General features: G+C 72.9%; 20 protein-coding genes. 17 read left to right on the forward strand and 3 right to left on the reverse strand.

Annotation, left to right across the window (positions count from 1 at the left end; genetic code table 11):
- The first annotated feature begins 8 nt into the window (after nucleotides 1-8).
- The 13 genes from AB0O40_RS00680 (at nucleotide 9) to AB0O40_RS00740 (ending at nucleotide 13,643) form a co-directional block, all read left to right on the forward strand.
- Entirely contained in the window at nucleotides 9-1,184 is a 1,176-nt protein-coding gene (locus AB0O40_RS00680) for an FAD-binding oxidoreductase (RefSeq protein ID WP_365034150.1), read from the forward strand.
- Nucleotides 1,181-1,513, forward strand: a complete 333-nt coding sequence (locus AB0O40_RS00685; RefSeq protein WP_365034152.1) for a (2Fe-2S)-binding protein — start codon at nucleotides 1,181-1,183, stop codon at nucleotides 1,511-1,513. Before AB0O40_RS00680 ends, AB0O40_RS00685 begins: the two co-directional genes overlap by 4 nt.
- Entirely contained in the window at nucleotides 1,494-2,966 is a 1,473-nt protein-coding gene (locus AB0O40_RS00690; protein WP_365034154.1) for an NAD(P)/FAD-dependent oxidoreductase, read from the forward strand. Before AB0O40_RS00685 ends, AB0O40_RS00690 begins: the two co-directional genes overlap by 20 nt.
- Before the next feature lie 75 nt (nucleotides 2,967-3,041).
- A complete protein-coding gene (locus AB0O40_RS00695; protein ID WP_365034156.1) occupies nucleotides 3,042-3,953 on the forward strand; it encodes a dihydrodipicolinate synthase family protein in 912 nt (303 codons plus the stop codon).
- Nucleotides 3,954-3,955: 2 nt separating this feature from the next.
- The gene (locus tag AB0O40_RS00700; protein ID WP_365034157.1) at nucleotides 3,956-4,960 is read left to right on the forward strand and encodes a proline racemase family protein; all 1,005 of its coding nucleotides are present in this window, start codon (nucleotides 3,956-3,958) and stop codon (nucleotides 4,958-4,960) included.
- A complete protein-coding gene (locus tag AB0O40_RS00705) occupies nucleotides 4,948-6,000 on the forward strand; it encodes a proline racemase family protein (protein ID WP_365034315.1) in 1,053 nt (350 codons plus the stop codon). The genes AB0O40_RS00700 and AB0O40_RS00705 overlap by 13 nt, the downstream gene beginning before the upstream one ends.
- Complete coding sequence (locus tag AB0O40_RS00710; RefSeq protein WP_365034159.1) at nucleotides 5,997-6,944, forward strand: ornithine cyclodeaminase family protein; 948 nt, start codon at nucleotides 5,997-5,999, stop codon at nucleotides 6,942-6,944. Before AB0O40_RS00705 ends, AB0O40_RS00710 begins: the two co-directional genes overlap by 4 nt.
- 41 nt (nucleotides 6,945-6,985) lie before the next feature.
- On the forward strand, nucleotides 6,986-7,708 hold the full coding sequence (locus AB0O40_RS00715) for a GntR family transcriptional regulator (protein WP_365034161.1): 723 nt from the start codon (nucleotides 6,986-6,988) through the stop codon (nucleotides 7,706-7,708).
- Nucleotides 7,709-7,884: 176 nt separating this feature from the next.
- On the forward strand, nucleotides 7,885-9,636 hold the full coding sequence (locus AB0O40_RS00720; protein ID WP_365034163.1) for an ABC transporter substrate-binding protein: 1,752 nt from the start codon (nucleotides 7,885-7,887) through the stop codon (nucleotides 9,634-9,636).
- 26 nt (nucleotides 9,637-9,662) lie between these two features.
- Nucleotides 9,663-10,613 (forward strand): ABC transporter permease, encoded by a 951-nt coding sequence (locus tag AB0O40_RS00725; RefSeq protein ID WP_365034165.1) that lies wholly within the window; start codon nucleotides 9,663-9,665, stop codon nucleotides 10,611-10,613.
- Nucleotides 10,610-11,596: an ABC transporter permease gene (locus AB0O40_RS00730; RefSeq protein ID WP_365034167.1), complete on the forward strand. Its 987-nt coding sequence runs from the start codon at nucleotides 10,610-10,612 to the stop codon at nucleotides 11,594-11,596. Before AB0O40_RS00725 ends, AB0O40_RS00730 begins: the two co-directional genes overlap by 4 nt.
- The gene (locus AB0O40_RS00735; protein WP_365034169.1) at nucleotides 11,596-12,606 is read left to right on the forward strand and encodes an ABC transporter ATP-binding protein; all 1,011 of its coding nucleotides are present in this window, start codon (nucleotides 11,596-11,598) and stop codon (nucleotides 12,604-12,606) included. The genes AB0O40_RS00730 and AB0O40_RS00735 overlap by 1 nt, the downstream gene beginning before the upstream one ends.
- A gap of 92 nt (nucleotides 12,607-12,698) precedes the next feature.
- Nucleotides 12,699-13,643 carry an oligopeptide/dipeptide ABC transporter ATP-binding protein gene (locus AB0O40_RS00740; RefSeq protein WP_365034317.1) on the forward strand — a complete coding sequence of 315 codons (945 nt, stop codon included), beginning with the start codon at nucleotides 12,699-12,701 and terminating at the stop codon, nucleotides 13,641-13,643.
- 80 nt (nucleotides 13,644-13,723) lie between these two features.
- On the opposite strand, the gene AB0O40_RS00745 is transcribed toward AB0O40_RS00740, so the two are convergent.
- Nucleotides 13,724-15,274, reverse strand: a complete 1,551-nt coding sequence (locus tag AB0O40_RS00745; protein WP_365034171.1) for an MFS transporter — start codon at nucleotides 15,272-15,274, stop codon at nucleotides 13,724-13,726.
- Nucleotides 15,275-15,391: 117 nt separating this feature from the next.
- Between AB0O40_RS00745 and AB0O40_RS00750 the strand changes: the two genes are divergently transcribed.
- Nucleotides 15,392-17,446, forward strand: coding sequence for a prolyl oligopeptidase family serine peptidase (locus AB0O40_RS00750; RefSeq protein WP_365034173.1), 2,055 nt, complete (start codon nucleotides 15,392-15,394; stop codon nucleotides 17,444-17,446).
- A 57-nt stretch (nucleotides 17,447-17,503) separates the two neighbouring features.
- Here the strand turns inward: AB0O40_RS00750 and AB0O40_RS00755 are convergent, their stop codons facing one another.
- Together AB0O40_RS00755 and AB0O40_RS00760 are read right to left on the reverse strand one after the other, a co-directional pair.
- Nucleotides 17,504-19,033 (reverse strand): UDP-N-acetylglucosamine 1-carboxyvinyltransferase, encoded by a 1,530-nt coding sequence (locus tag AB0O40_RS00755; RefSeq protein WP_365034175.1) that lies wholly within the window; start codon nucleotides 19,031-19,033, stop codon nucleotides 17,504-17,506.
- Between the two features lie 119 nt (nucleotides 19,034-19,152).
- Nucleotides 19,153-20,922, reverse strand: a complete 1,770-nt coding sequence (locus tag AB0O40_RS00760; RefSeq protein ID WP_365034177.1) for an amidohydrolase — start codon at nucleotides 20,920-20,922, stop codon at nucleotides 19,153-19,155.
- Nucleotides 20,923-21,165: 243 nt separating this feature from the next.
- Between AB0O40_RS00760 and AB0O40_RS00765 the strand changes: the two genes are divergently transcribed.
- The 3 genes from AB0O40_RS00765 (at nucleotide 21,166) to ngcE (ending at nucleotide 26,975) form a co-directional block, all read left to right on the forward strand.
- Nucleotides 21,166-22,194 carry a LacI family DNA-binding transcriptional regulator gene (locus AB0O40_RS00765; RefSeq protein ID WP_365034179.1) on the forward strand — a complete coding sequence of 343 codons (1,029 nt, stop codon included), beginning with the start codon at nucleotides 21,166-21,168 and terminating at the stop codon, nucleotides 22,192-22,194.
- Nucleotides 22,195-22,464: 270 nt separating this feature from the next.
- Nucleotides 22,465-25,179, forward strand: coding sequence for an aconitate hydratase AcnA (gene acnA, locus AB0O40_RS00770; RefSeq protein WP_365034181.1), 2,715 nt, complete (start codon nucleotides 22,465-22,467; stop codon nucleotides 25,177-25,179).
- A 341-nt stretch (nucleotides 25,180-25,520) separates the two neighbouring features.
- On the forward strand, nucleotides 25,521-26,975 hold the full coding sequence (gene ngcE, locus AB0O40_RS00775; protein ID WP_365034183.1) for an N-acetylglucosamine/diacetylchitobiose ABC transporter substrate-binding protein: 1,455 nt from the start codon (nucleotides 25,521-25,523) through the stop codon (nucleotides 26,973-26,975).
- The last annotated feature ends 24 nt before the right edge of the window (nucleotides 26,976-26,999 follow it).

A 26,999-nucleotide genomic window follows, 5' to 3' on the forward strand; every position in this document is an offset into this window, starting at 1 on the left:
TTACTGTCGTGCCCAACAGACACCTCCCGGACGCCGTCATCATCGGCGCGGGCGTCGTGGGAGCGGCCTGCGCGTACTACGCCAGCCGCTCCGGTCTCTCCGTCACCGTGCTCGACCGCGGTCCCGTCGCGGGCGGCACCACCGGTGCCGGAGAGGGAAACCTGCTCGTCTCCGACAAGGAGGCGGGACCGGAGCTCGACCTCGCCCTGCTGTCCACCCGACTCTGGCGCGAGCTGACCGACGTCCTGCCCCCGGAAACCGAGTACGAGCCCAAGGGCGGTCTCGTCGTGGCGCCCGACGAGACCACCCTGAAGGCCCTGCGCGCCTTCGCCGACGGCCAGCGGGCCGCCGGGGTCACCTCCCAGGAGGTCCCCGCCGACCGGCTGGCCGACCTGGAGCCGCACCTGGCCCCCGGCTTCGCCGGCGGCTTCCACTACCCGCAGGACGCCCAGGTGCAGCCGGCCCAGGCCGCCGCCCAACTCCTGCGCGCCGCCCGCCGGGCCGGCGCCCGGGTGCACCTCGGCACCGAGGTCACCGGGCTGCTGACCGGCCCCGGCGGCACCGTCACCGGGGTGCGCACCAGCACGGGCGACATCCCGGCCGCCCACGTGGTCAACGCCGCCGGCACCTGGAGCGGCCGGATCGCGGAGTTCGCCGGGGTCCGCCTGCCCGTGCTGCCCCGCCGCGGCTTCGTGCTCGTCACCGAGCCGCTGCCCCGACTGGTCCGGCACAAGGTCTACGCCGCCGACTACATCGCCGACGTGGCCAGCGGCTCCGCCGCGCTCCAGTCCTCCGGCGTGGTCGAGGGCACCCCCGCCGGTCCCGTGCTGATCGGCGCCACCCGCGAACGCGTCGGCTTCGACCGCACCCTGTCCACCGAGGCGCTGCGCCGGCTCGCCGGCCAGGCCGCCGCGCTCTTCCCGGCCCTGGCCGACGTCAAGGTCCTGCGCACCTACCACGGCTTCCGCCCCTACCTGCCCGACCACCTGCCGGCCATCGGCCGGGACCCGCGGGCCCCCGGCCTGCTGCACGCCTGCGGCCACGAGGGCGCCGGCATCGGCCTCGCCCCGGCCACCGGCCTGCTGATCGCCGAGGCCCTGGCCGGCGGCCCGGCCACCGTGGACCCGGCCCCCTTCCGACCCGAGCGATTCGACGACACCCCCGCCCCCGGAGCCGACCGATGACCCGAGACCGGCAGCCCGCCCGGACCCCCCGCGCCCTGGTGGGCGGGGCGCCCGCGACCTCGTACACCCTCGAGTTCGACGGCCGGGCCATCGAGGTCCAGGAGGGCCAGAGCATCGCGGCGGCCCTGTGGGGCGCCGGCGTCCTGTCCTGGCGCACCACCCGCGGCGGCGGCGCCCCGCGCGGCGTCTTCTGCGGCATCGGCGCCTGCTACGACTGCCTGGTCACGGTCAACGGCCGGGCCAACCAGCGGGCCTGCCTGGTGCCCGCCCGCCCCGGCGACACCGTCACCACCCAGGAAGGGACCGGCCATGCCGAACTCGGCGACTGACCCGGCGGCCGCCGGCCACCCCGAGCCCGTGCACCTCGCGGTGGTCGGCGCCGGTCCCGCGGGGCTGGCCGCGGCCGTCACGGCCGCGGACCTCGGCCTGCGGGTGGTCCTGCTGGACGCGGCCGACCGCCCCGGCGGGCAGTTCTACCGGCACCCCGCCCCCGGCCTCGGCGCCGAGCGGCCCGAGGCCCTGCACCACGACTGGCGCCCCTTCGCCGACCGGCTCGCCGCGCTGCGCGCCCACGAGGCCGCCGGGCGCATCGACTACCGGCCCGGGCACCACGTGTGGGGCGTCACCGGCGCCGCGCCGCGGTGGACCCTGCACGCCGTGGCCGGCCCCGAGGAGCGCCCGCTCGCGCTGACCGCCCGGGCGGTGCTGCTGGCCACCGGGGCCTACGAGCGCCAACTGCCCTTCCCCGGCTGGACGCTGCCCGGTGTGATCGGCGCGGGCGGTGCCCAGGCCATGCTCAAGGCCGGCCTGGTGCTGCCCGGCCGCCGGGTGGTGGTGGCGGGCAGCGGCCCGCTGCTGCTCGCGGTGGCCGGCTCGCTGGCCGCCGCCGGGGCGCGGGTCCCCGCGGTGGTCGAGGCCGCCTCCTACACCGGGTACGCCGGCCGGCTGGCGGCGCTGGCCCGCAACCCCGGCAAGCTCGCCGAAGGCGCCCTGTACGGCGGCGGGTTGCTGCGCCACCGGGTCCGGCTGCTGACCCGGCACGCGGTCACCGAGGCGCACGGCACCGACCGGGTGGCGGCCGTCACGGTCAGCAAGCTGGACCGCGACTGGCGGCCGGTCCCCGGCACCGGCCGCCGGATCCCCTGCGACGCCCTGGCCGTCGGCCATGGCCTGGTCCCGCAGCTCGAACTGGCCACCGCCCTGGGCTGCGCCACCCACCACACCCCCGACGGCACCCCGGCGCTCACCCTCGACGCGAGCCAGCGCACCTCGGTACCGGGGCTGTGGGCCGCGGGGGAGACCGGTGGCATCGGCGGTGCGCAACTGGCGCTCACCGAGGGGGAGCTGGCGGCCCACGCGGTGGTCCGCGAGCTGTCCGGCGGGCCGGTCGCGGGCACCACGGCGCCCCTGGTGCGGCGGCGCGCGAGACTGCGGGCCTTCGCCGACGCCATGGCCGCGGCCCACCGCCCGGGGAGCGGCTGGACCGGCTGGCTGTCCGACGACACGGACGTGTGCCGCTGCGAGGAGGTACCGGCCGGCCGGGTCCGCGAGGCCGTGCAGGACCTCGGCGCCCGGGACGCCCGGACCGTCAAACTCCTCACCCGCGCCGGGATGGGCTGGTGCCAGGGCCGGATGTGCGGCTCGGCCGTGGCCGCCCTGACCGGTGCCGACCCGGCCGCCGACCGCCGGCCCTTCTCCTGCCCGGTGCCGCTGCGCAACCTCGCCGCGCTGCCCGCCGAGCACCCGGACGGGGACCCGGCGGCGGCCGGCGGCTTGGACTGAACCATCCCGCAAGGCCCTTGTGGCCTCTCACAGCTGTCAGTACAATGTCACACACCACACTAGGGAGCCCCTGCCATGACCCTCGCGTCCACCCCGCCCCGTACCCGTCCGTGGCACGGAATCATGGTCGCCACCGCGCTGCCGCTGCGGGAAGACCTCTCCATCGACTACGACGCCTACGGCGAGCACGTGGCCTGGCTGATCGCCAACGGCTGCGACGGGGTCGTCCCCAACGGCTCGCTCGGCGAGTACCAGACCCTGACCGACGAGGAGCGCGCCCGCGTCGTGCGCACCGCGGTCGAGGCCGCCGGTGACGGCGACCGCGTGATGCCCGGCGTCGCCGCGTACGGCAGCGCCGAGGCCCGCCGCTGGACCGACCAGGCCGCCGAGGCCGGCGCCGGCTCCGTCCTGCTGCTGCCCCCCAACGCCTTCCGCGCCGACGAGGACACCGTCCGCGCCCACTACGCCGAGGTCGCCAAGGCCGGCCTGCCGGTGGTCGCGTACAACAACCCGTACGACACCAAGGTCGACCTGACCCCCGCGCTGCTCGCGAAGATCCACGCCGAGGGCAGCATCGTGGCCGTCAAGGAGTTCAGCGGCGACGTCCGCCGCGCCTACGAGATCGCCGAACTCGCCCCGGGCCTGGACCTGCTGATCGGTGCCGACGACGTGCTCCTGGAGCTGGCGCTGGCCGGCGCGGTCGGCTGGATCGCCGGCTACCCCAACGCCCTGCCGCGCTCCAGCGCCGCGCTCTACCGGGCCGCCGTCGCCGGCGACCTGGAGACCGCGCTGCCGCTCTACAAGTCCCTGCACCCGCTCTTCCGCTGGGACTCCAAGACCGAGTTCGTCCAGGCCATCAAGCTCTCCATGGACATCGCCGGCCGCCCCGGCGGCGCCACCCGGCCGCCCCGCTTCCCGCTCACCGGCGAGATCGAGGCCGCCGTCCGCGCCGCCACCGAGAAGGTCATCGCAGAGGGTCTCGACTAGTCATGCGGACGAAGAACGTCTACCACGCGGTCGACAGCCACACCGAGGGCATGCCCACCCGGGTGATCACCGGCGGCGTCGGGGTGATCCCCGGCGCCACCATGGCCGAGCGCCGGCTCCACTTCATCGAGCACCTGGACGACCTGCGCACCCTGCTCATGTACGAGCCGCGCGGCCACGCCGCGATGAGCGGCGCGATCCTCCAGCCGCCCACCCGGCCCGACGCCGACTACGGGGTCCTCTACATCGAGGTCTCCGGCCTGCTGCCGATGTGCGGCCACGGCACCATCGGGGTGGCCACCGTCCTGGTCGAGACCGGCATGGTCCCGGTCGTCGAACCGGTCACCACGGTCCGCCTCGACACCCCGGCCGGACTGGTCAGCGTCGACGTCCAGGTCGAGGACGGCCGCGCGAAGTCGGTCACCCTCACCAACGTGGCCTCCTTCTGCGTCGGCCTGGACCGCAAGGTCGAGGTGCCCGGTCTCGGCACGGTCACCTACGACCTGGCCTACGGCGGAAACTTCTACGCCTTCGTCGAACTCGACGCGCTGGGGCTGCCGTTCGACCGGGAGCGCAAGCAGGAGCTGATCGAGGCGGGACTGGCCGTGATGGCCGCGATCAACGCCTCGCCGGAGCGCCCGGTGCACCCCGAGAACCCGTCCATCGCCGGGGTCAAGCACGTCTACCTCGCCGCCCCCGGCTCGGACGCGGTGCGCTCGCGGCACGCCATGGCCATCCACCCCGGCTGGTTCGACCGCTCCCCGTGCGGCACCGGCACCTCCGCCCGGATGGCCCAGCTGCACGCCCGCGGCGCGCTCCCGATCGGCCGGGACTTCGTCAACGAGTCCTTCATCGGCACGGAGTTCACCGGCCGGCTGGTCGAGGAGACCACCGTCGGCGGCCTGCCGGCCGTCGTCCCGACGGTCACCGGACGGGCCTGGATCACCGGCACGGCCCAGTACTTCCTGGACCCGACCGACCCGTTCCCCGCCGGATTCCTGCTGTGAGCGCGGCGGACGGGGTCCGGGAGGTCCGCACCACGGACTACCACACCGCCGGGGAGCCCTTCCGGATCGTGACCGGCGGGCTGCCGCCGGTCCCGGGCGACACGGTCGCCGAGCGCTGCGCCACCGCCATCGGCGCCGGCGGCTCCGGCACCGCGCCCCGGCCCGGCCCGCTGGACGACGTACGCCGGCTGCTGGTCCGGGAGCCGCGCGGACACGCCGGGATGTACGGCGGGTTCGTGGTCCCCCCGGACGACGACGGTGCCCACCTGGGCGTCCTCTTCTGGCACAAGGACGGGTTCTCCACCGCCTGCGGCCACGGCACCATGGCGCTGGGCGCCTGGGCCGTGGACAGCGGGCTGGTGGCGGCCCCCGAAGAGGGCTCGGTGCCGGTGCGGATCGACGTGCCCTCGGGCCGGGTCACCGCCACCGTGCACCGCACCGCCGGCCGCACCACCGGCGTCACCTTCCGGAACGTGCCCGCCAGGGTCACCGCCCGGAAGGTGCCGGTGGCCACCGGACGGGGCGTCGCCGAGGTGGACGTCGCCCACGCCGGCGCCTGCTACGCGGCCCTGCCCGCCCGGCAGTTGGGCCTGGAGGTGACCCTCGCGGACCTGCCGGAGCTGGTCCGGGCCGGCCGGGAGATCCGGACGGCGCTGGCCACCCACCCGGCCACCTGGCACCCGGAGAGCCCGCTGCTGTCCGGGGTCTACGGGGTCATCCTGTACGACGAGATGCCGGACACGCCCTTCGGGCCGCACCAGCGCAACGTCACCGTGTTCGCGGACGGCCAGATCGACCGCTCGCCCTGCGGTTCGGGGACCTCGGCCCGGCTGGCGCTGCTGGCCGAGGACGGGCTGCTGGCCCCCGGCGACGACCTCCTCCACGAGTCGGTGGCCGGCACGGTCTTCACCGGCCGTACGGTCGGGACGCCGGGGGAGCGGGGCATCGTCACGGAGGTGACCGGCACGGCCTACCGCACCGGTGAGCACACCTTCGTGCTGGACCCGCACGACGGCCTCGGCACGGGCTTCCTGCTGTGACCGGGCCGCTGCTGCACCTGGACGCGGCGCAGACGGCGGGGCTGCTCGGCCCCGCCGAGGCGGCCGAGGCGCTGGCCGAGGTGCTGCGGGCGGGCCTGGACCCCGAGTCCTGCCCGCACCGCAGCAGCCTGGCCGCCCCCGGCGGCGAGCTGCTGCTGATGCCCGCGGCCACCGGCTCCTGGGCCGGGGTCAAGGTCGCCGGGGTGGCGCCCGGCAACCCGGCCCGGGGCCTGCCCCGGATCACCGGCAGCTACCTGCTGCTGGACGGTCCGACGCTGACCCCGGTGGCCCTGCTGGACGGCGCCGCGCTGACCGCGCTGCGCACCCCGGCCGTCTCCGCGCTCGCGCTGCGCCACCTGGTGGCGCCGGGGCCGCTGCGGATGGTGCTCTTCGGCACCGGCCCGCAGGCCCGGGGCCACCTGGAGGCGGCGCTCGCGCTGCGGGACCTGACCGACCTCACGGTCGTCGGCCGGCGCCCGGAGGCGGTGGCGGCCCTGGTCGCGCACGCCCGGGCGCTGGGGGTGCCGCGGGCCGCAGCCGGGGGCCCGGAGGCCGTGGCCGGGGCCGACCTGGTCGTCTGCGCCACCACGGCCCGCGAGCCCCTGTTCGACGGGGAGCTGGTGGCGCCGGGCGCGACGGTGGTGGCGGTGGGCTCGCACGAGCCGGACGCCCGGGAACTGGACACGGCGCTGATCAGACGGGCCGCGGTGTACGTCGAGGCCCGTTCGGCGGCGCTGCGCGAGGCCGGCGACCTGCTCGTCCCGGAGGCGGAGGGGGCCATCGGGCCCGGGCACGTCGCCGGCACCCTCGCGGACCTGGTGTCCGGCCGGTGCGGCCGGCGGGATACGCATCCCCAGGTCTTCAAGAGCGTCGGGATGGCCTGGGAGGATCTGGCCGTGGCGAAGGACTTGTACCTCGCCGCCAGGGCGAACAGCGAAACGTGACATTGTACGCTGTTCCTCTGCTTATTCACGGAGGAAAAGCGATGGGTGACCTGAAGCAGCACAATCTCATCACGGCCCAGGAACGGCTGCGCGATCAGGTGGCCCACGCCCTTCGTGCCGCTCTGATAGCGGGTGAACTGCGGCCCGGGCAGGTCTACTCGGCCCCGGGCCTGGCGGCCGAGTACGGCGTCTCGGCGACGCCGGTGCGCGAGGCCATGCTCGACCTGGCCCGCGAGGGCCTGGTCGAGCCGGTCCGCAACAAGGGCTTCCGGGTGACCGAGGTCAGCGAGCGGGACCTGGACCAGTACACCGAGCTGCGCGCCATGATCGAGGTGCCGACCATCGGCCGGGTGACCGCGCTGGCCACCGCCGAGCAGCTGGAGGCCCTGCGGCCGGTGGCGGAGGAGATCGTCACCACCGCCCGCAACCACGACCTGATCGGCTACCTCGAGGCCGACCGCAGGTTCCACCTCGGGCTGCTCGGGCTCGCGGGCAACGAACGCCTGGTGGAGACCGTGGGCGACCTGCGCAAGCGGTCCCGCCTGTACGGGCTGACCGGGCTGGACCGGGCCGGCCTGTTGGTGCCCTCCGCGGAGGAGCACCACGAACTCCTCGACGTGATGCTCTCCGGCGACGCGGCGGCGGCCGAGGCGCTCATGGAGCGGCACCTCGGTCACGTCCGCTCGCTGTGGGCGCAGAGCCGTGACGAACCGGTGGAGCCGCGCCAGAAGCGGCGGCTCGGGGACGCGCGCAGCGCCTCGTAACCTCCCGGCACACCGCTGAACCAGGCCCCGACCTTCCAGGTCGGGGCCTGACTGCGTGGTACCCGGGGGGATTTGGACACGGCTGGATAACGACCCCGCACACCCCTTGTCAGTACAATTTCACATTACTATGTTACCGGTCACACCTTAGAGCGCGGCCCTTCCCTGGAGTGACCATGACCAAGCGCACCCAACTCGCCCTCGCCACCGCCCTGGTGGCCGCCGTCGCACTCGGCGCCGCAGGCTGCTCCGACACCGACAAGAAGGCCTCCGGCTCCGCGGGCAAGGGCGCGGTCAACCCGGCCGCCGCCAACGACGGCAAGATCCTCGGGGGCACTCCGGCCAAGGGCGGCACCCTGACGGTCCTGTCCAACCAGGACTTCGGCCATCTCGACCCGGCCCGCAACTGGGTGATGCCGACCATGGACTTCGGCACCCGGCTGCTCTACCGCACGCTGGTCACCTTCAAGGCCGAACCCGGTGCCGCCGGCAGCGAGCTGGTGCCCGACCTCGCCACCGACCTGGGCAAGTCCTCCAACGGCGGCCGCACCTGGACCTTCCAGCTCAAGGAAGGCCTCAAGTACGAGGACGGCTCGCCCATCAAGGCCGCGGACGTCAAGTACAACGTCGAGCGCTCCTTCTCCCCGGACTTGACCGGCGGCCCCGACTACGCGGCCCGCTACCTGGCGAACACCAAGGGCTACACCGGCCCCCTCAAGGGCAAGCACCTGGACTCGATCAAGACCCCCGACGACCGGACCATCGTCTTCGAACTGAACCGCCCGGTCGCCGAGTTCGCGGCCACCGCCACGCTGCCGACCTTCTCGCCGGTCCCGCAGTCGAAGGAGACGGGCACCCAGTACGACGCCCGGGTCTTCTCCTCGGGCCCGTACAAGATCGAGTCCTACGAGCGGGACAAGAAGCTCGTGCTGGTCCGCAACGAGCACTGGGACGCGGCCACCGACCCGGTCCGCAAGGCCTACCCGGACAAGTTCGTCGTGGTGATGGGCCTCAAGGGCGGCCAGATCGACGACCGGATCATCGCCTCCGCCGGCGCCGACGCCTCCACCGTCGAGTGGGCCAACATGCGCCCCGAGAGCGCCCCGAAGGTGCTCCCCAAGCCCGAGGTGAAGGCCCGCCTGCTGGCCGAGTCCCAGGGCTGCACCACCATGCTCCAGCTCAACACCTCCCGCGCCCCCTTCAACGACCTGAAGGTCCGCCAGGCCTTCCAGTACGCCGTCGACAAGGACTCCCTGCTGACCGCGGGCGGCGGCCCGGCCTTCAACGAGATCGCCACCGCCTACCTGCCGGCCGCGCTCTCCGGCGGCAAGCAGGCCGACACCCTCAAGATCGCCCCCGGTGGCGACCCGGCCAAGGCCAAGGAGCTCCTGAAGGCCGCCGGCAAGGACAAGCTGAAGGTCTCCCTCACCGTCTCCACCGGTGACAAGACCAAGGCCGAGGCCATCCAGCAGGCGCTGTCCCGGGTCGGCGTCGAGACCGTCATCGACGCGGTCGACCCCGGCGCCTTCTACGACGTGGTCGGCGACACCACCACCGCCCCCGACATGACCCTCTCCGGCTGGTGCCCGGACTACCCCTCCGGCTCGACCTTCCTGCCCTTCGTCTTCGACGGCCGGACCATCAAGGTCAAGGGCAACAGCGGCAACTACGCCCAGTTCAAGGACGAGGCGACGATGAAGCGGATCGACGAGATCAACGCGATGACCGACGCCGCCGCGGCCAACAAGGCCTGGATCGCCCTCGACGCCGAGATCATGGCCAAGGCCCCGGCCGTCCCGGTCACCCTCGAGCGCAAGCCGCTGCTGATCGGCACCAACATCGCGGGCGCCTTCGGCCACCCCGTCTGGGTCGGCCAGATCGACTACGCGACGGTCGGCCTCAAGGACGCGTCCAAGGGCCAGGGCTGAGCACCGGACCCCGAGGCCACCCACCCATGACCGCCACCGCCCCGGCTCCCGGCACCGCGCCGGCCGCGGCCGTCCCTCCGGGCAGCAGCCCCTGGCAGCTCGCCCGGAGGGAACTCCGCCGCCGCCCCGCCGTCCGCGTCAGCCTCGCCGTCGTCGTCCTCTTCGTCCTCATGGCCGTCGCCGCCCCCTGGCTGGGCGCGCTCGGCGGCTGGTCGCCGGACGAGTTCGACAAGTCCGCCATCGACCCGTACCTCGGAGGCCTGCCGCTCGGCTCCTTCGGCGGGATCAGCCCCGAGCACTGGCTCGGGGTCGAACCCGTCACCGGCCGCGACCTGTTCGCCCGCGTGGTGAACGGCGCCCAGGTCTCCCTCCTGATCGCCTTCACCGCCACCTTCATCGTGGTCCTGGTCGGCACCGCCGCCGGGATCGCCGCCGGCTACTTCGGCGGCCGCACCGACGCGGTGCTCTCCCGCCTGATGGACCTGACCATGTCCTTCCCCTCGCTGATCTTCATGATCGCGATGCTGTCCGTCGCCAAGGACGTCAACCGGATCGTCCTGATGACCTCCGTCATCGGCCTCTTCGGCTGGCCCGGCGTGGCCCGCGTGGTGCGCGGCCAGACCCTCTCCCTCAAGCACCGCGAGTACGTCGACGCCGCCCGCGTCAGCGGCTCGCCGCCCTGGCGGATCCTGACCCGCGACATCCTGCCCGGGGTCTCCGGGCCGGTCATCGCGTACACCACGCTGCTCATCCCCGGGATGATCAGCACCGAGGCCGCGCTCAGCTACCTCGGCGTGGGCGTCCGCCCGCCCACCCCGTCCTGGGGCCAGATGATCGCGGAGTCCGTCGCGTACTACGAGACCGACCCCATGTACTTCGTCATCCCCAGCGTCTTCCTCTTCCTCGCGGTGCTCGCGTTCACCCTGCTCGGTGACGCCCTGCGCGACATCCTCGACCCGAGGGGCGGCCGTACGTGATCCTCTACCTGCTGCGCAGACTCGTCGGGGTCGTCGGGGTGCTGCTGGCCATCGCGGCCGTCACCTTCGTCATCTTCTACGTGCTGCCCTCCGACCCGGCCGCCGCGGCCTGCGGCAAGACCTGCAGCCCCGAACGGCTCCAGTCGGTCCGCGAGTACCTGGGACTGGACCAGCCCCTGTGGGAGCAGTTCACCCACTTCGTGACCGGCATCTTCACCGGCCGCACCCTGGGCACCGGCCAGTTCGCGGTCTCCTGCGACTTCCCGTGCCTGGGCTACAGCTACGAGAACTCCCTGCCGGTCTGGGACCTGCTGATGGACCGGCTGCCGGTCTCGGCCTCCCTCGCCGTCGGCGCCGCCGCCCTGTGGCTGGTGCTGGGCCTGGGCGCGGGCGTCACCGCCGCCCTGCGCAAGGACACCCTCACCGACCGGGCGCTGATGGTCGGCGCGGTCGCCGCGGCCTCGCTGCCGGTGTACTTCACCTCCGTGATGCTGATCTACGGGGTGATCCGGATCGCCGGCCTGCTGCCCTACCCGAGCTACCACGCCTTCACGGACGACCCGGCGGGCTGGGCCTCCAACCTGCTGCTGCCCTGGATCGCGCTCGCCCTGCTCTACGCGGCCATGTACGCCCGCCAGAGCCGGGGTTCGATGATCGAGGCGATGGCGGAGCCGTACATCCGCACCGCCCGCGCCAAGGGCATGCCCGAGCGCGCCGTCGTCCTCAAGCACGGCCTGCGCTCGGGGATGACGCCCATCCTGACCATCTTCGGCATGGACCTGGGCGGGCTGCTGGCCGGCGCCGTGATCACCGAGTCCATCTTCGGACTCCCCGGCATCGGGCGGCTGTTCTACGGCGCGCTGGTCAGCGCGGACCAGCCGGTGGTCCTCGGCGTCACCTTGCTCGCCGCCTTCTTCATCGTCGTCGCCAATCTCGTCGTCGACCTCCTGTACGCCGTCGTCGACCCGAGGGTGAGGTACTGATGGCGCCCCTGCTCGAAGTGCGCGACCTGCACGTCACGTTCAGCACCCCCCGGGGCCCGGTGCGGGCCGTGGACTCGCTCGGCTTCACCGTCGAGCCCGGCCGCACCCTGGGCATCGTCGGCGAGTCCGGCTCCGGCAAGTCCGTCACCTCGCTGGCCGTCATGGGACTGCACCGCGGCGCCGAGGTCACCGGCTCCATCGCCTTCGACGGCCGGGAGCTGACCGGAATGCCGGAGAAGGAGCTGGCCACCCTCCGCGGGCGCCGGATGGCCATGATCTTCCAGGACCCGCTCTCCAGCCTGCACCCGTACTACACCGTCGGCGAGCAGATCGCCGAGCACTTCCGGGTGCACTTCCGGGCCTCCCGGGCGGCCGCCCGCAAGCGCGCGGTGGACATGCTCGGCGAGGTCGGCATCCCCGAACCGGCCCGCCGGGCGGGGGAGTACCCGCACCAGTTCTCCGGCGGCATGCGCCAGCGCGCCATGATCGCGATGGCGCTGGCCTGCGAGCCGGACCTGCTGATCGCCGACGAGCCGACCACCGCCCTGGACGTCACCGTCCAGGCGCAGATCCTCGAACTGATCGCCCGCCTCCAGCAGGAGCGGGGGCTCGGCGTCATCATGATCACCCACGATCTGGGGGTGGTGGCCCGGGTCGCCCACGACGTGCTGGTGATGTACGGCGGCCGGGCCGCCGAACAGGCCACCGTGGACGAGCTGTTCGCCGACCCCGCGCACCCCTACACCCGGGGCCTGCTGGAGTCGCTGCCCCGGCTGGACGACGAGGACGACGCCCCGCTGCGGGCCATCCCCGGCTCCCCGCCCTCGCTGCTCGCCCCCGCCCCCGGCTGCGCCTTCGAGCCCCGCTGCGCGCGGGCCGCGGCCGCCCCGGCGGACCAGCGGGCGCGGTGCGCCGAGGAGCGCCCGGCCCTCATCCCGTACGGCGACGCCGCCCGGCTGGCGGCCTGCCACCTGGTCGGCGCCGTCCCCGCCCAGGAGGTGGCCCGATGACCGCCGGACCCCTGACCGCACCCGCCGACGGCGCGGCCCCGGACGGCGCCGCGGCCGGCGCCGCCCCGCTGCTGTCCGTCCGCGACCTCACGATGACCTTCCCGGGCCGGCGCAGCGCCACCGGCCGCCGCGGCTCCCCGATCCGCGCCGTGGACGGGGTCGGCTTCGACCTCTCGCCCGGCGAGACCCTGGGCCTGGTGGGCGAGTCGGGCTGCGGCAAGTCCACCACCGGCCGGATGCTGGTGCGGCTGCTGGAGCCCACCGGGGGCAGCATCTCCTTCGAGGGCACGGACATCACCCACCTCTCGCAGGGGGCGCTGCGCCCGCTGCGGACCCGGCTCCAGATGGTCTTCCAGGACCCGCACTCCTCGCTCAACCCGCGCCAGACGGTCGCCCGGATCATCTCCGACCCGCTGCTGGTCCAGGGCAGCAGCGCGGCCGACGCCCGCCGCCGCGCCGCGGAGCTGATGGAACTGGTCGGCCTCATCCCCGAGCACATCGACCGCTACCCGCACGAGTTCTCCGGCGGCCAGGCCCAGCGCATCGGCATCGCCCGCTCGCTGGCCACCGACCCGCGGCTGGTCATCGCCGATGAGCCGGTCTCCGCGCTCGACGTCTCCGTCCAGGCGCAGATCGTCAACCTGATGGAGCGGCTGCGCCGGGAGCTGGGGCTGGCGTACGTCTTCATCGCGCACGACCTCTCGGTGGTCAAGAAGGTCAGCGACCGGGTGGCCGTCATGTACCTGGGCCGGATCGTCGAGATCGGCGACAAGCGCTCCCTGTACGAGGACCCGCAGCACCCCTACACCCGGGCGCTGCTGTCCGCCGTACCGCTGCCGGACCCGGCGGCCGAGCGGCGGCGGGAGCGGATCACCCTGCTCGGCGACCCGCCGAGCCCGGCCTCGCCGCCGCCGGGCTGCACCTTCCACCCGCGCTGCCCCAAGGCGCAGGAGGTCTGCCGCACCGAACGCCCCCTGCTGCGCATCGCCGCCCCCGGCGAGCGCCGCGAGGTGGCCTGTCACTTCCCGGGGGACTGAGCGGGGACCCCGGGAACGAGGAGGGGCCCGGAGCGCGGGTGAGCGCTCCGGGCCCCTTCGCCCTGTCCCGGGCCGCCGGCTCAGGCTCCGGGCATCGGGCCGTGGTCGCCCTTGAGGCGTTCGATGTCGTCGGGGCGCACCTGGATGACGAAGAAGGCGACCAGGGCGCCCAGGATCGCGAAGGCCGCGGCGGCGATGAAGGAGCGGGTGACGCCGTAGGTGAGGACCTGGTCGCCCCAGGGATCGGGGAGCTGGCCGGTGCGCCGGAAGAACAGCTTCTCGGCCGGACCCGACTGGACCATGAACTGAGGGACGACCTCGCGGGCCTCGTTGCGGCTGGCCGTGCCGAAGACGGTGACCAGGATGGACAGGCCCAGCGAACCGCCCACCTGCTGCATCGCGTTGAGCAGGCCGGAGGCGGCGCCGGACTCGCGGTCGGGCACCCGGGACAGTGCCATCAGGGTCAGCGAGACGAACTGCAGGCCCATGCCGAGGCCGAAGACGAGCATCGGTCCCAGGATGCTGCCCAGGTACGTGGAGTGGATGTCGGTCAGGGTCAGCCAGGCCAGGCCGGCGGCGGAGAAGAGGGCGCCGGCCACCATGAAGGGTTTGGGCCCGAACCGGGGCAGCAGCTGCGAGGTGAAGCCGGCGCCCACCGCGATGACCGCGCTGATCGGCAGGAAGGCCAGGCCGGCCCGGAGCGGGCTGAAGTCCAGGACGTTCTGCACGAAGAGGGTCAGGAAGAAGAACATGCCGAAGATCGCGCAGGCCAGGAAGAGCATCATGGCGTAGGTGCCGGCCCGGTTGCGGTCCGCGAACATGTGCAGCGGGGTGATGGGCTGGGCGGAGCGCCGCTCGATGATGACGAAGGCGGTCAGCAGCACCACCGCGACCCCGAAGGAGCCGAGGGTGAGGGGATCGCGCCAGCCCTCCTGGGCGGCTCTGATGAAGCCGTAGACCAGGGCGACCATGCCCACCGTGGCCGCGATGGCGCCGGTGAAGTCGAAGTGGCCGGGGTGGCGTTCGGACTCCTTGATGACCCGGGGCGTGGCGAAGGCGATCAGCAGCGCGATGGGGACGTTGACGAAGAAGATCCACCGCCAGTTGAGCCATTCGACGAGGATGCCGCCGAGCAGCAGGCCGATGGCGCCGCCGCCGGCCGAGACGCCGGCGAAGACGCCGAAGGCCCGGTTGCGGGCTGGTCCTTCGGCGAAGGTGGTGGTGATCAGGGCCAGCGAGGTCGGCGAGGCGATCGCGCCGCCGACGCCCTGGAGGGCGCGTGCGGCGAGGAGTTGGCCGGAGGTCTGGGCGAGTCCGCCGAGCAGCGAGGCGAGCCCGAAGAGCAGCACGCCGAACATGAAGACGCGCCGGCGCCCGAGGATGTCGCCGGTCCGGCCGCCGAGGAGCAGCAGGCCGCCGAACGTCAGGGTGTAGGCGTTCACCACCCAGGACAGGCTCGTGGTGGAGAAGTTCAGCGCGCTCTGGATGTGCGGCAGCGCGATGTTCACGATCGTGATGTCGAGAACGATCATCAGCTGGCAGGAGGCGATGACGAACAGGGCGAGCCCGTTCCCGTCTCCGCGGACCTTGCCATCGGTCCCGGTGGTGGTCGGCAGGGCACTCGGTTCCACCCTTTCGACGGTATGCCCCGTGCGCGGGGGTCACCACTCGGGGATACTGCGCGGACGCACGGGACCGGGGCGCACGAGGCTGGGTCTGTGTAATTTCACATGTCACACTGTCATACCATGGACTCCTATCTCCGGCTCTCCGCCCGCACCGGCCGCTTCGCCTACGGCGCCCCCCGCGCCGCCGCCTTCGGCTCGGACGGCCGGCTGCTCTACTTCCTGCGCTCCTCGGGACCGGCCGACCCGGTCGAGAGCCTGTGGGTGCTCGACACCGCCGACGGCGCCGAGCGGCTGCTCGCCGACCCGGCGCTGCTGGTCCCGGACCCCCGCGAACTCCCGGTGCTCGAGCGGCGGCTGCGCGAGCGGATCCGGCTGTGGGCGCCGGGCATCGGCTCCTACGCCCTGACCGGCGACGGCGCCGGTGCCGTCTTCGCCCTGTACGGCCGGCTCTTCCAGGCCTCCGCCGACGGCGCCGGGCCCAAGGAACTGCCCACCGCCGGCCCGGTCTTCGACCCCCGCCCCAACGCCGACGGCTCCCGGGTCGCGTACGTCGTCCAGGACGCGCTGTACACCACCCCCGGCGGCCGGGTCTCCCCGGCGGACGGGGCCCGCTGGGGCGTGGCCGAGTTCGCCGCCGCCGAGGAGCTGGGCCGCTCCCGGGGCCACTGGTGGTCCCCCGACGGCGTGACCCTGCTGGCCGCCCGGGTCGCCGAGGGCGCGCTGGAGCGCCGCTGGTTCGCCGACCCCGCCCACCCCGAGCGGGCGCCCGAGGACTTCGCCTACCCGCAGGCCGGCGGACCCAACGCGGACGTCCAGCTGTGGGTGTTCGGGCCGGACGGGCGCCGGGTGCGCCTCGCGTGGGACGCGCAGGAGTTCCCGTACGTCTCCGAGGCGGGCTGGGAGTGCTCCGACGAGATCCTGCTGACCGTCCAGGACCGGCTCCAGCAGACGGTCCTGCTGCTCAGCGCCGACCCGGCCACCGGGCAGACCCGCGAGCTGTCCCGCACCACCCACCCCCAGTGGGTGGACCAGCTCCCCGGCACCCCGGCCCGGCTGGCCGGCGGCGGCCTGCTGACCGCCGCCGACACCGCGGACGGCGGCGCCCGCGGGCTGGCCCTGGACGGCCGGCCGCTCACCGGCGAGGGGGTCCAGGTCCGCCGGGTGGCGGGCGAACACGAGGGCGCCCTGCTGCTGGAGGCCGGTACCCGCGACCCCGCCGAGCAGCAGGTGCTCCTGCTCGACCCGGCCACCGGCGCGCTGCGCCCGCTGGCCGACGGGCCCGGGGTGCACTCCGTGCTCGCAGCCGCGGGCGCCCTGCTGCTGACCGGGGCCGGCCCGGACGGGGTGGTGCGGGTGCTGCGGACCGCCGACGGGCGGGAGTTCACCCCGCGCGACCTGTCCGAGCCGCTGCCCTACCGGGTCCGGCCGCGGCTGGCCAGGGTCACCGAGCGGGGGCTCCCCACGGCCGTGGTCTACCCCCGCGGGCACGTCACCGGCCGGCGGCTGCCGGTCCTGCTCGACGTGTACGGCGGCCCCGGCTACCAGGCCGTCGCCGCCGAACCGCGCCGCTGGCAGGCCCGCCAGTGGTGGGCCGACCAGGGCTTCGCGGTGGTCACCACCGACAACCGGGGCACCCCCCACGTCTCACCCGCCTTCACCCACGCCATGTACCGCGGCTTCTCGGACGTGACCCTCGAGGACCAGGTCGACGCCCTCCAGGCACTGGCCCTGCGGGAGGCCGACCTCGACCTCGGCCGGGTGGGCGTACGCGGCTGGTCGTACGGCGGCTACCTGGCCGCCATGGCGGTGCTGCGCCGCCCGGACGTCTTCCACGCGGCGGTGGCCGGCGCCGCGCCCACCGACTTCCGGCACTACGACACGGCCTACACGGAGCGGTACCTGGGCCTGCCCCAGGACCACCCGGAGGTCTACGAGCGCGACTGCCTGATCGGCGACGCCCCGAACCTCACCCGCCCGCTCCTCCTCATCCACGGCCTGGCCGACGACAACGTCCACCCCTCCCACACCCTGCGCCTGTCCCGCGCCCTCACCGACGCCGGCCGCCCCCACCAGCTCCTGACCCTCCCCGGCCTCACCCACATGACCCCCGACGGCGCGAACGAACGCATCACCACGATGGAACGCGCCTTCCTCCTCCGCGAACTGACCCCCTGACCCGAAAACGCCGGAGCCCCCACCACAGGGCGGGGGCTCCGGCGTGGGACAGGACGGCTAGATGTCCCGGAAGATCTCGATCTGGGCGCCTACCGAGTTGAGGCGTTCGGCGAGTTCTTCGTAGCCGCGGTTGATGACGTAGACGTTGCGCAGGACGGAGGTGCCCTCGGCGGCCATCATGGCGAGGAGGACGACGACGGCGGGGCGCAGGGCCGGGGGGCACATCATCTCGGCGGCGCGCCAGCGGGTGGGGCCCTCGACCAGGACGCGGTGCGGGTCCAGGAGCTGGAGCCGGCCGCCGAGGCGGTTGAGGTCCGTGAGGTAGATGGCGCGGTTGTCGTAGACCCAGTCGTGGATCAGGGTCTGGCCCTGGGCCACCGCGGCGATGGCCGCGAAGAAGGGGACGTTGTCGATGTTCAGCCCCGGGAACGGCATCGGGTGGATCTTGTCGATCGGGGCTTCGAGCTTGGACGGGCGGACCGTGAGGTCGACCAGGCGGGTGCGGCCGTTGTCGGCCGTGTACTCCGTCGAGCGGTCGTGGTCCAGGCCCATCTCCTCCAGGACGGCCAGCTCGATCTCCATGAACTCGATCGGCACCCGGCGGATCGTCAGCTCGGACTCCGTCACCACCGCCGCGGCCAGCAGGCTCATCGCCTCGACCGGGTCCTCGGAGGGGGAGTAGTCCACGTCCACGTCGATGTTCGGCACGCCGTGGACGGTGAGCGTGGTGGTGCCGATGCCCTCCACCTGGACGCCCAGGGCCTCCAGGAAGAAGCACAGGTCCTGGACCATGTAGTTGGAGGAGGCGTTGCGGATCACGGTCACGCCGTCGTGCCGGGCCGCGGCCAGCAGGGCGTTCTCGGTGACGGTGTCGCCGCGCTCGGTCAGGACGATCGGGCGCTCGGGGGAGACCCCGGCCTCGACCTCCGCGTGGTAGATGCCCTCGGTGGCCGTGATGTCCAGGCCGAACCGGCGCAGCGCGATCATGTGCGGCTCGATGGTGCGGGTGCCGAGGTCGCACCCGCCGGCGTACGGCAGCCGGAAGCGGTCCATCCGGTGCAGCAGCGGGCCGAGGAACATGATGATGCTGCGGGTGCGGCGGGCCGCGTCCGCGTCCATCGCGTCCATGTCGAGCTTGGCCGGCGGGACGAGTTCGAGGTCGACGCCGTCGTTGATCCAGCGGCTGCGGACGCCGATGGAGTTCAGCACCTCGAGGAGCCGGTAGACCTCCTCGATGCGGGCGACCCGGCGCAGGACCGTGCGGCCCTTGTTGAGCAGCGAGGCGCACAGCAGCGCGACGCAGGCGTTCTTGCTGGTCTTGACGTCGATGGCGCCGGAGAGCCGGCGTCGGCCGACGACGCGCAGGTGCATCGGACCGGCGTACCCGAGCGAGACGATTTCGCTGTCGAGCGCCTCGCCGATCCGGGCGATCATCTCAAGGCTGATGTTCTGGTTGCCGCGCTCGATGCGGTTGACGGCGCTCTGGCTGGTGCCGAGCGCATCGGCGAGCTGACTCTGCGTCCAGCCACGGTGCTGCCGGGCGTCACGGATGAGCTTGCCGATGCGTACGAGGTAGTCGTCTGCCATGGCTGCACCGTATCTCAGATATGAGATGACGCTCGCGCTGGGTGTGGCATCCGGGTGGTGGCGGCCCGTCAGGGCGCTGCCGGGCCGCCGACCGGATGCCCGGAGGGGCTGCCGGTCCGTCAGCTCCCGCAGCCACAGGCGTGGTGGCGCCCGCCGTGCACCGACGCGTAGGACGCCGGGCGCGGCGCCGCGGCCGCCCGGGCCAGGCGCGCGGCAGCGGCCCGTCCCGTAGCGGAATGCCCATCATGCACCGCTTTGCCCCGAATCAGCGTGAGGTCGACCTTCGTGTCGCTGATGTCCTTGACCGGGCAGCGCGTCACATCGCGGTCCAGCAGCACCAGATCGGCCGCCTTGCCCCGCTCGACGGTGCCGGTCAGGTGGTCCTGGTGGAGCTGCCAGGCGGTGCCCGCGGTGTGCATGCGCAGGGACGAGGTCCGGCTCAGGCCCTCCAGCTCGCGGTAGAGCGGCCCGTCGCCCTCCGCGCCCTGGCGGTCGATCGCGGTACGGATCTGGTTCCACGTCTGGAGGGCGTCCACCGGCCAGTCCGAGCCGCCGGTCAGCCGCGCGCCGGCCTTCTCCAGGCTCCGCGCCGGGTACATCCAGCGGTGCCGCCGCTTGCCGATGTAGGGCAGCAGCGCGTCCATGGTCCAGGTGTCCTGCGCGGCCCACTGGAGCTGCATGCAGGCGGCCACGCCCAGTTGCGCGAAGCGCGGCAGGTCGGCCGGGTCCACGATCTGCAGGTGCGCGATCGTGTTGCGCATGTCCCGCAGGCCGGTGGCGCGCAGCGCGTGCGCGTAGCCGTCCAGGGCGGTGCGGGCCGCCCGGTCGCCCAGGCCGTGCGCGTGCATCTGCCAGCCGGCCGTGTTGAAGGCCGCGGTCAGCCGTCCGTAGTCCCGCGCCGATACGTAGAGTTCGCCCCGGTTCTTGGTGGGATGTCCGTGCCCGTCCAGGTAGGGCTCCAGGAGCGCCGCGGTCTGCGCCGGGTACTCGATGACCCCGTCCAGGAAGACCTTGATCGTCCCGAACCGCAGCCCCCGCACCCCGGCGAACTCCGAGCGCAGCCCCTTGGCGAAGGCCAGCGCCGCCGCCGGGTCCTTGGCCTGGGTGGCGTCCACCCGGATCGCCGGGACGATCCGCTGCGGCAGCTTCCCGCCCGCCGACAGCGCCTTGTAGAGCTCCAGCTCCTCCCGGCCGGCCCAGGCGTCCATCATCGTGGTCACGCCCGCCGCCGCCGCGGTGGCCAGCACCTGGGCGCAGGCGGCCACCACCGCCGCCTTGGTCGGCTGGGGCAGGTGCCGGGTCATCAGGTCCTGCGCGTCGTCCTTGAGCAGACCGGTGGGGCGGCCGTCGGAGCCCTTGACGACCTCGCCGCCGACCGGGTCCGGGGTCGAGGCGGTGATGCCCGCGATGTCCAGCGCGCGCTGGTTGGCCCACAGGTTGTGGCCGTCGCCGCCCACCAGCGCGATCGGCCGCCGGGTGGCCAGCCGGTCCAGGATCGAGTGGTGGGTCTCGGTGCCCTGGGGCAGCAGGCCCACCGGGTTCCAGTCCTCCACCACCAGCCAGCCGTCCGGCTCGGCCCCCGCGCCCCCGGTGTCGGCCAGGAAGCCGGTCAGGATCTCCAGCAGCTCCGGCACGGTCGTCTCGGCGCCCGCCAGGGAGGGCCGCAGCGAGCGCTTGCCGGCGCCGAGCGGGTGCACGTGCCCGTCGTGCACCCCGCTCATCACGGTCCCGCCGCGGGCGTTGACCACCTCGGTGTCCCGGCCGATCAGCCGGCGCAGGGCGCGGTCGGCGCCGACGGCCAGGATCCGGCCGTCCCGGCCCACCGCCACCGCCTCCGCGATCCGGTCGCCGGCGCGGCCGGTGAAGACCCGGGCGTTGTGGATGATCACCGACGCGGTGCCCGCCGCCGAGCAGGCCGGCCGCACCGGCCGCCCCGGCGGCGGCGAGCAGCCCCCGGCGGGAGAGGGCGGCGGAGGCGTCCGGTGCGCCGGCGGCGGAGCCGGCGCCCGGGGGAGTCGAGGCAGTCATGACCACTCCAAATCGTTGGGCTGTGGCCGGGACACTCTGTGATTAACGCCTTAACCAAAAGCCTCGCCCCACGACGGATTCCGCAGCCGGGCCCGGTCCGTACGATGAGCCGCGTGTCAGGTCCCGGCCCCACCATCGCCGACATCGCGCGCGCCGCAGAGGTGTCCACCGCGACGGTCTCGCACGCCCTGAACGGCACCGGCCGGCTGGCGGACGCCACCCGCCGCCGGGTCCGCGAGGTCGCGGCCGTGCTGGGCTACGGACCGCCCCGGGCGCCGCGCACCCGCACCCTGGGCCTGGCCGTCACCACCTTCGCCGGGCACGCCTGGGACTTCGTCGAGATCGCCTACTACAAGCGGTGGGTCACCGCGGCCACCTCCGCCGCGCACGCCCGCGGGTACGCCCTGACCACGCTGCCGGCCGCGCGCGGGGCCGAGCCGCTGTGGCACACCCTGGCGGTGGACGGGATGCTGCTGCTGGACAGCCCCGAGGGCGACACCGTGCTGCGGGCGCTGCGGGCCCGGGGCGTGCCGGTGGTCTTCGACGGCAAGCCCGCCGTGCCGCGGCCCGGGGACGTCTGGGTGGACAACGACCACGCCGCGACCACCCGGGAGGTGCTGGACCACCTCGCCGCGGCCGGCGCCCGCCGGATCGCCCTGCAGGCCGGGTACGGGGGCGAGTCCTACACGCAGGAGGTCACCGGGGCCTACCGGGCCTGGTGCGCCGAGCGCGGCGCGGTCCCGCTGGTCGTCCCCTTCAACCCGATCGACACGGTGGGCCACGCCTTCGACGGGTACTTCGCGGCGGGCCCGCGGGCCGCGGCCGGCGCGGAGCCGGTCGACGCGGTCTACGCGGTCTACGACCCCGGCGGCGCCCAGGTCCTGGCGGCCGCGGCCCGGCACGGCCTGCGGGTGCCGGGGGACCTGCTGCTGGTGTGCGCCAGCGAGGACCCCTCCTACGCGCAGCACGATCCGCCGGTGAGCACGGTGACCTTCCACCCGGAGGTGCTGGCGGAGGCGGCGGTGGGGGCGCTGGCCGACCTGGTCGCGTCCCCGGCGCCGCCGGCCCCGGAGCTGCCCGGCGGGCGCACGGTGGCGGCCGGCCTGCTGGTCCGCGCCTCCTCGCGGCCCTGACCGGTCCGGGGCGCACCGGCCCGCGGGCGCGACGTCGCAGGTGGGCGCCACGATGTCGGAGGTCACATGACGATGTCGCCCCTGCCGTGCATGACCTCGGCGCGGCAATGCACTAGAGTTATCTCGACATCGAGATATCTGCCGAAGGCGTACCGCAGCCGCGCCCCAGGTAAGGGTTACCTAACTTAGCCCTACCTTAGCGGGTTGGCCAGAGTGCCACGCGGCAGGATTGCGGTAGAACGCGCGAATTCATGCATGAAGGAGACTGTCGTGTCGGCGAACAGCTTCGACGCCCGCACCACCCTGAAGGTGGGCGACGAGTCGTACGAGATCTTCAAGCTGGACAAGGTGGAGGGCTCCGCCCGCCTGCCCTACAGCCTGAAGGTGCTGCTGGAGAACCTGCTCCGCACCGAGGACGGCGCGAACATCACCGCCGACCACATCCGCGCGCTCGGCAACTGGGACTCGCAGGCCCAGCCGAGCCAGGAGATCCAGTTCACGCCGGCCCGCGTGATCATGCAGGACTTCACCGGTGTGCCCTGCGTCGTCGACCTCGCCACCATGCGTGAGGCCGTCAAGGCCCTGGGCGGCGACCCGGCGAAGATCAACCCGCTCTCGCCCGCCGAGATGGTCATCGACCACTCGGTCATCGCCGACAAGTTCGGCACGAAGGACGCCTTCGCGCAGAACGTCGAGCTGGAGTACGGCCGCAACAAGGAGCGCTACCAGTTCCTGCGCTGGGGCCAGACCGCCTTCGACGACTTCAAGGTCGTCCCGCCGGGCACCGGCATCGTCCACCAGGTCAACATCGAGCACCTGGCCCGCACGGTCATGGTCCGCAACGGCCAGGCCTACCCCGACACCCTCGTCGGCACCGACTCCCACACCACCATGGTCAACGGCCTCGGTGTGCTCGGCTGGGGCGTCGGCGGCATCGAGGCCGAGGCCGCGATGCTCGGCCAGCCGGTCTCCATGCTGATCCCGCGCGTCGTCGGCTTCAAGCTGACCGGCGAGCTGCCCACCGGCACCACCGCCACCGACCTGGTGCTCACCATCACCGAGATGCTGCGCAAGCACGGCGTGGTCGGCAAGTTCGTCGAGTTCTACGGTGAGGGCGTCGCCGCCACCTCCCTCGCGAACCGCGCCACCATCGGCAACATGTCGCCCGAGTTCGGCTCCACCGCCGCGATCTTCCCGATCGACGGCGAGACCCTGAACTACCTGCGCCTGACCGGCCGCGACGCCCAGCAGGTCGCGCTCGTCGAGGCGTACGCCAAGGAGCAGGGCCTCTGGCTCGACCCGGCCGCCGAGCCCGACTTCTCCGAGAAGCTCGAGCTGGACCTCTCCACGGTCGTCCCGTCCATCGCCGGCCCCAAGCGCCCGCAGGACCGCATCGTCCTCGCGAACGCCGCCGAGCAGTTCGCCGTGGACGTGCGCAACTACGTCAGCGACGACGAGGAGGCCGGCAAGGAGTCCTTCCCGGCGTCCGACGCCCCGGCGTCCTCCAACGGTGTGCCCACCAAGCCCACCCTGGTGACCCTGGCCGACGGCACCTCCTTCGAGATCGACCACGGCGCCGTCACCGTCGCCGCGATCACCTCCTGCACCAACACCTCGAACCCCTACGTCATGGTCGCCGCGGCGCTCGTGGCCAAGAAGGCGGCCGAGAAGGGCCTGACCCGCAAGCCCTGGGTCAAGACCACCCTCGCCCCGGGCTCGAAGGTCGTCACCGACTACTTCGACAAGGCCGGCCTGACCCCGTACCTGGACAAGCTGGGCTTCAACCTGGTCGGCTACGGCTGCACCACCTGCATCGGCAACTCCGGTCCGCTGGACGAGGAGATCTCGAAGGCGATCAACGAGGCCGACCTCGCGGTCACCTCGGTGCTCTCCGGCAACCGCAACTTCGAGGGCCGGATCAACCCCGACGTCAAGATGAACTACCTGGCCTCCCCGCCGCTGGTCGTCGCGTACGCCATCGCGGGCTCCATGAAGGTGGACATCACCAAGGACGCCCTGGGCACCGACACCGACGGCAACCCGGTCTTCCTCAAGGACATCTGGCCCTCCGAGGCCGAGGTCAACGACGTCGTCGCCAACGCCATCGGCGAGGACATGTTCAGCAAGTCCTACCAGGACGTCTTCGCGGGCGACGCGCAGTGGCAGGCGCTCCAGGTCCCGACCGGCAACACCTTCGAGTGGGACCCGCAGTCCACCTACGTGCGCAAGCCCCCGTACTTCGAGGGCATGACCATGGAGACCACCCCGGTCTCCGACATCGCCGGCGCCCGCGTGCTGGCGAAGCTGGGCGACTCGGTCACCACCGACCACATCTCCCCGGCCGGTGCGATCAAGGCCGACACCCCGGCCGGCAAGTACCTCACCGAGCACGGCGTCGAGCGCCGCGACTTCAACTCGTACGGTTCCCGCCGCGGCAACCACGAGGTCATGATCCGCGGTACCTTCGCCAACATCCGCCTGCGCAACCAGATCGCGCCGGGCACCGAGGGCGGCTTCACCCGCGACTTCACCGTCGCGGACGGCCCGGTCTCCTTCATCTACGACGCCTCGCAGAACTACCAGGCCGCCGGCATCCCGCTGGTCATCCTGGCGGGCAAGGAGTACGGCTCGGGCTCGTCCCGCGACTGGGCGGCCAAGGGCACCGCGCTGCTCGGCGTCAAGGCCGTCATCGCCGAGTCCTACGAGCGCATCCACCGCTCGAACCTGATCGGCATGGGCGTCCTGCCGCTGCAGTTCCCGGAGGGCGCCTCGGCCGCCTCCCTGGGCCTGACCGGCGAGGAGACCTTCGCCTTCACCGGCGTGGAGGAGCTGAACAACGGCACCACCCCGCGCACGGTCAAGGTCACCACCGACACCGGTGTGGAGTTCGACGCGGTCGTCCGCATCGACACCCCCGGCGAGGCGGACTACTACCGCAACGGCGGCATCATGCAGTACGTGCTGCGCAACCTCATCCGCGGCTAGTCCCGGACGGCTCCCAGGTGGCGCCGGTGAATGAGGCATAAGGGTGCCTGATGGCACCAAAGGGCCGTATCCCCCGTTAGGGGGGTACGGTCCTTCCGCTTTTCCGGGGAAGGGATTCCCGTGTGACGGACAGGTCTCAACTCGGAAAAGCCGGGGGTCTAACTTGTGCTCGATCTTGCTCAGCCGAGCGGAAGTGGACTATACCTGTGCCCGTCCGGGCCACCGCGGTACGAGCGGCCCCGGACCGGGGGACGGCGGGCGACCTGCGGCGATGCCCAGATTCACAACTGCCCGGTTTTTCCGGCGTCCTTCACACATCTGACGAAGGCGAGGACTTGAGCATGGGATCCACCTCCGCCCACGGCGAGCGCAGCACCGGCGCGGACCTCGGCCGCCGCGACCTGATCAAGCGGTCCGCAGCACTCGGCCTGATCACCGTGCCGACGATGAGCTTCCTGTCCGCGTGCGCCTCTGGCGGCGAAGAAGAGAAGCCCGCCGGCGGTAACTCCGCGACCAAGGCCACCAAGGAGAACCCCTTCGGCGTGGCCAAGGGCAGCAAGCTCGACGTCGTCGTCTTCAAGGGCGGCTACGGCGACGACTACGCCAAGGCGTGGGAGCAGTCCTTCGACAAGAAGTGGGGCACGAAGACCTCGCACCTGGGCACCCAGGAGATCGCGGGCAAGCTCCAGCCGCGCTTCAACGGCGGCAACCCGCCGGACGTGGTCGACGACTCCGGCGCCCAGCAGATCAAGCTGGACGTGCTCCACAAGGGCGGCCAGCTGGCCGACCTCACCGCGGTCCTGGACGCCCCCTCGCTGGACGACCCGAGCAAGAAGGTCCGGGACATGCTCATCCCCGGCACCGTCGAACAGGGCATGCTGGGCGGCAAGTTCGTCTACGTGAACTACGTCTACACGGTCTGGGGCCTGTGGTACTCCGGCAAGCTCTTCAAGGAGAAGGGCTGGACGCCGCCGAAGACCTGGGACGAGTTCATGGACGTCTGCGGCAAGGCCAAGGCGGCCGGCCTCGGCGGCCTCGCCCACCAGGGCAAGTACCCGTACTACATCAACGTCGCCATCATGGACCTGATCGCCAAGAAGGGCGGTCTGGAGGCCATGAAGGCGATCGACAACCTCGAGCCCAACGCCTTCGAGGGCAGCGCGGTCGCGCTGGAGGCGGTCGAGGCCGTCTACGAGCTGGTCGAGAAGGGCCTGCTCATGCCGGGCACCAACGGCCTGACCCACACCGAGTCGCAGACCCGCTGGAACCAGGGCAAGGCCGCCTTCATCACCTGCGGCTCCTGGCTGGAGAACGAGCAGCTCAAGCAGACCCCGGCCGACTTCGACATGCGCTTCCTGCCCATGCCGGTGCTGGCGGGCAGCAAGCTGCCCTTCGAGGCCATCCGGGCCGGCGCCGGCGAGCCCTTCATCGTCCCCGAGAAGGCCGCGAACAAGGCCGGCGGCATGGAGTTCGTCCGCTCGATGCTCTCCCGCGAGTGGTCCACCCTCTTCGCCCAGCAGGCCAACTCGCTCACCATCGTCAAGGACGGCGTGGACCCGAGCGTGCAGCTGCGGCCGGGCACCAAGTCGGCGGTGGACGCCCTCAAGGCGGCCGGTGACAACACCTTCAACTACCGCTACCCGGACTGGTACAGCCAGATGGACCTGGACATCCAGGACGCGTCCAACGGGCTGATGGCCAAGCGCATCCAGCCCAAGGAGTGGATCAAGCGGGCCCAGGCGGCGGTCAACAAGGCCACCAAGGACCCCAACGCCAAGAACAACCACCGCGACTGACCAGCGGACCGGCCGCGGTGCACC

Source organism: Streptomyces sp. NPDC089919 (assembly GCF_040684615.1).
Classification (GTDB): Bacteria; Actinomycetota; Actinomycetes; order Streptomycetales; family Streptomycetaceae; genus Streptomyces.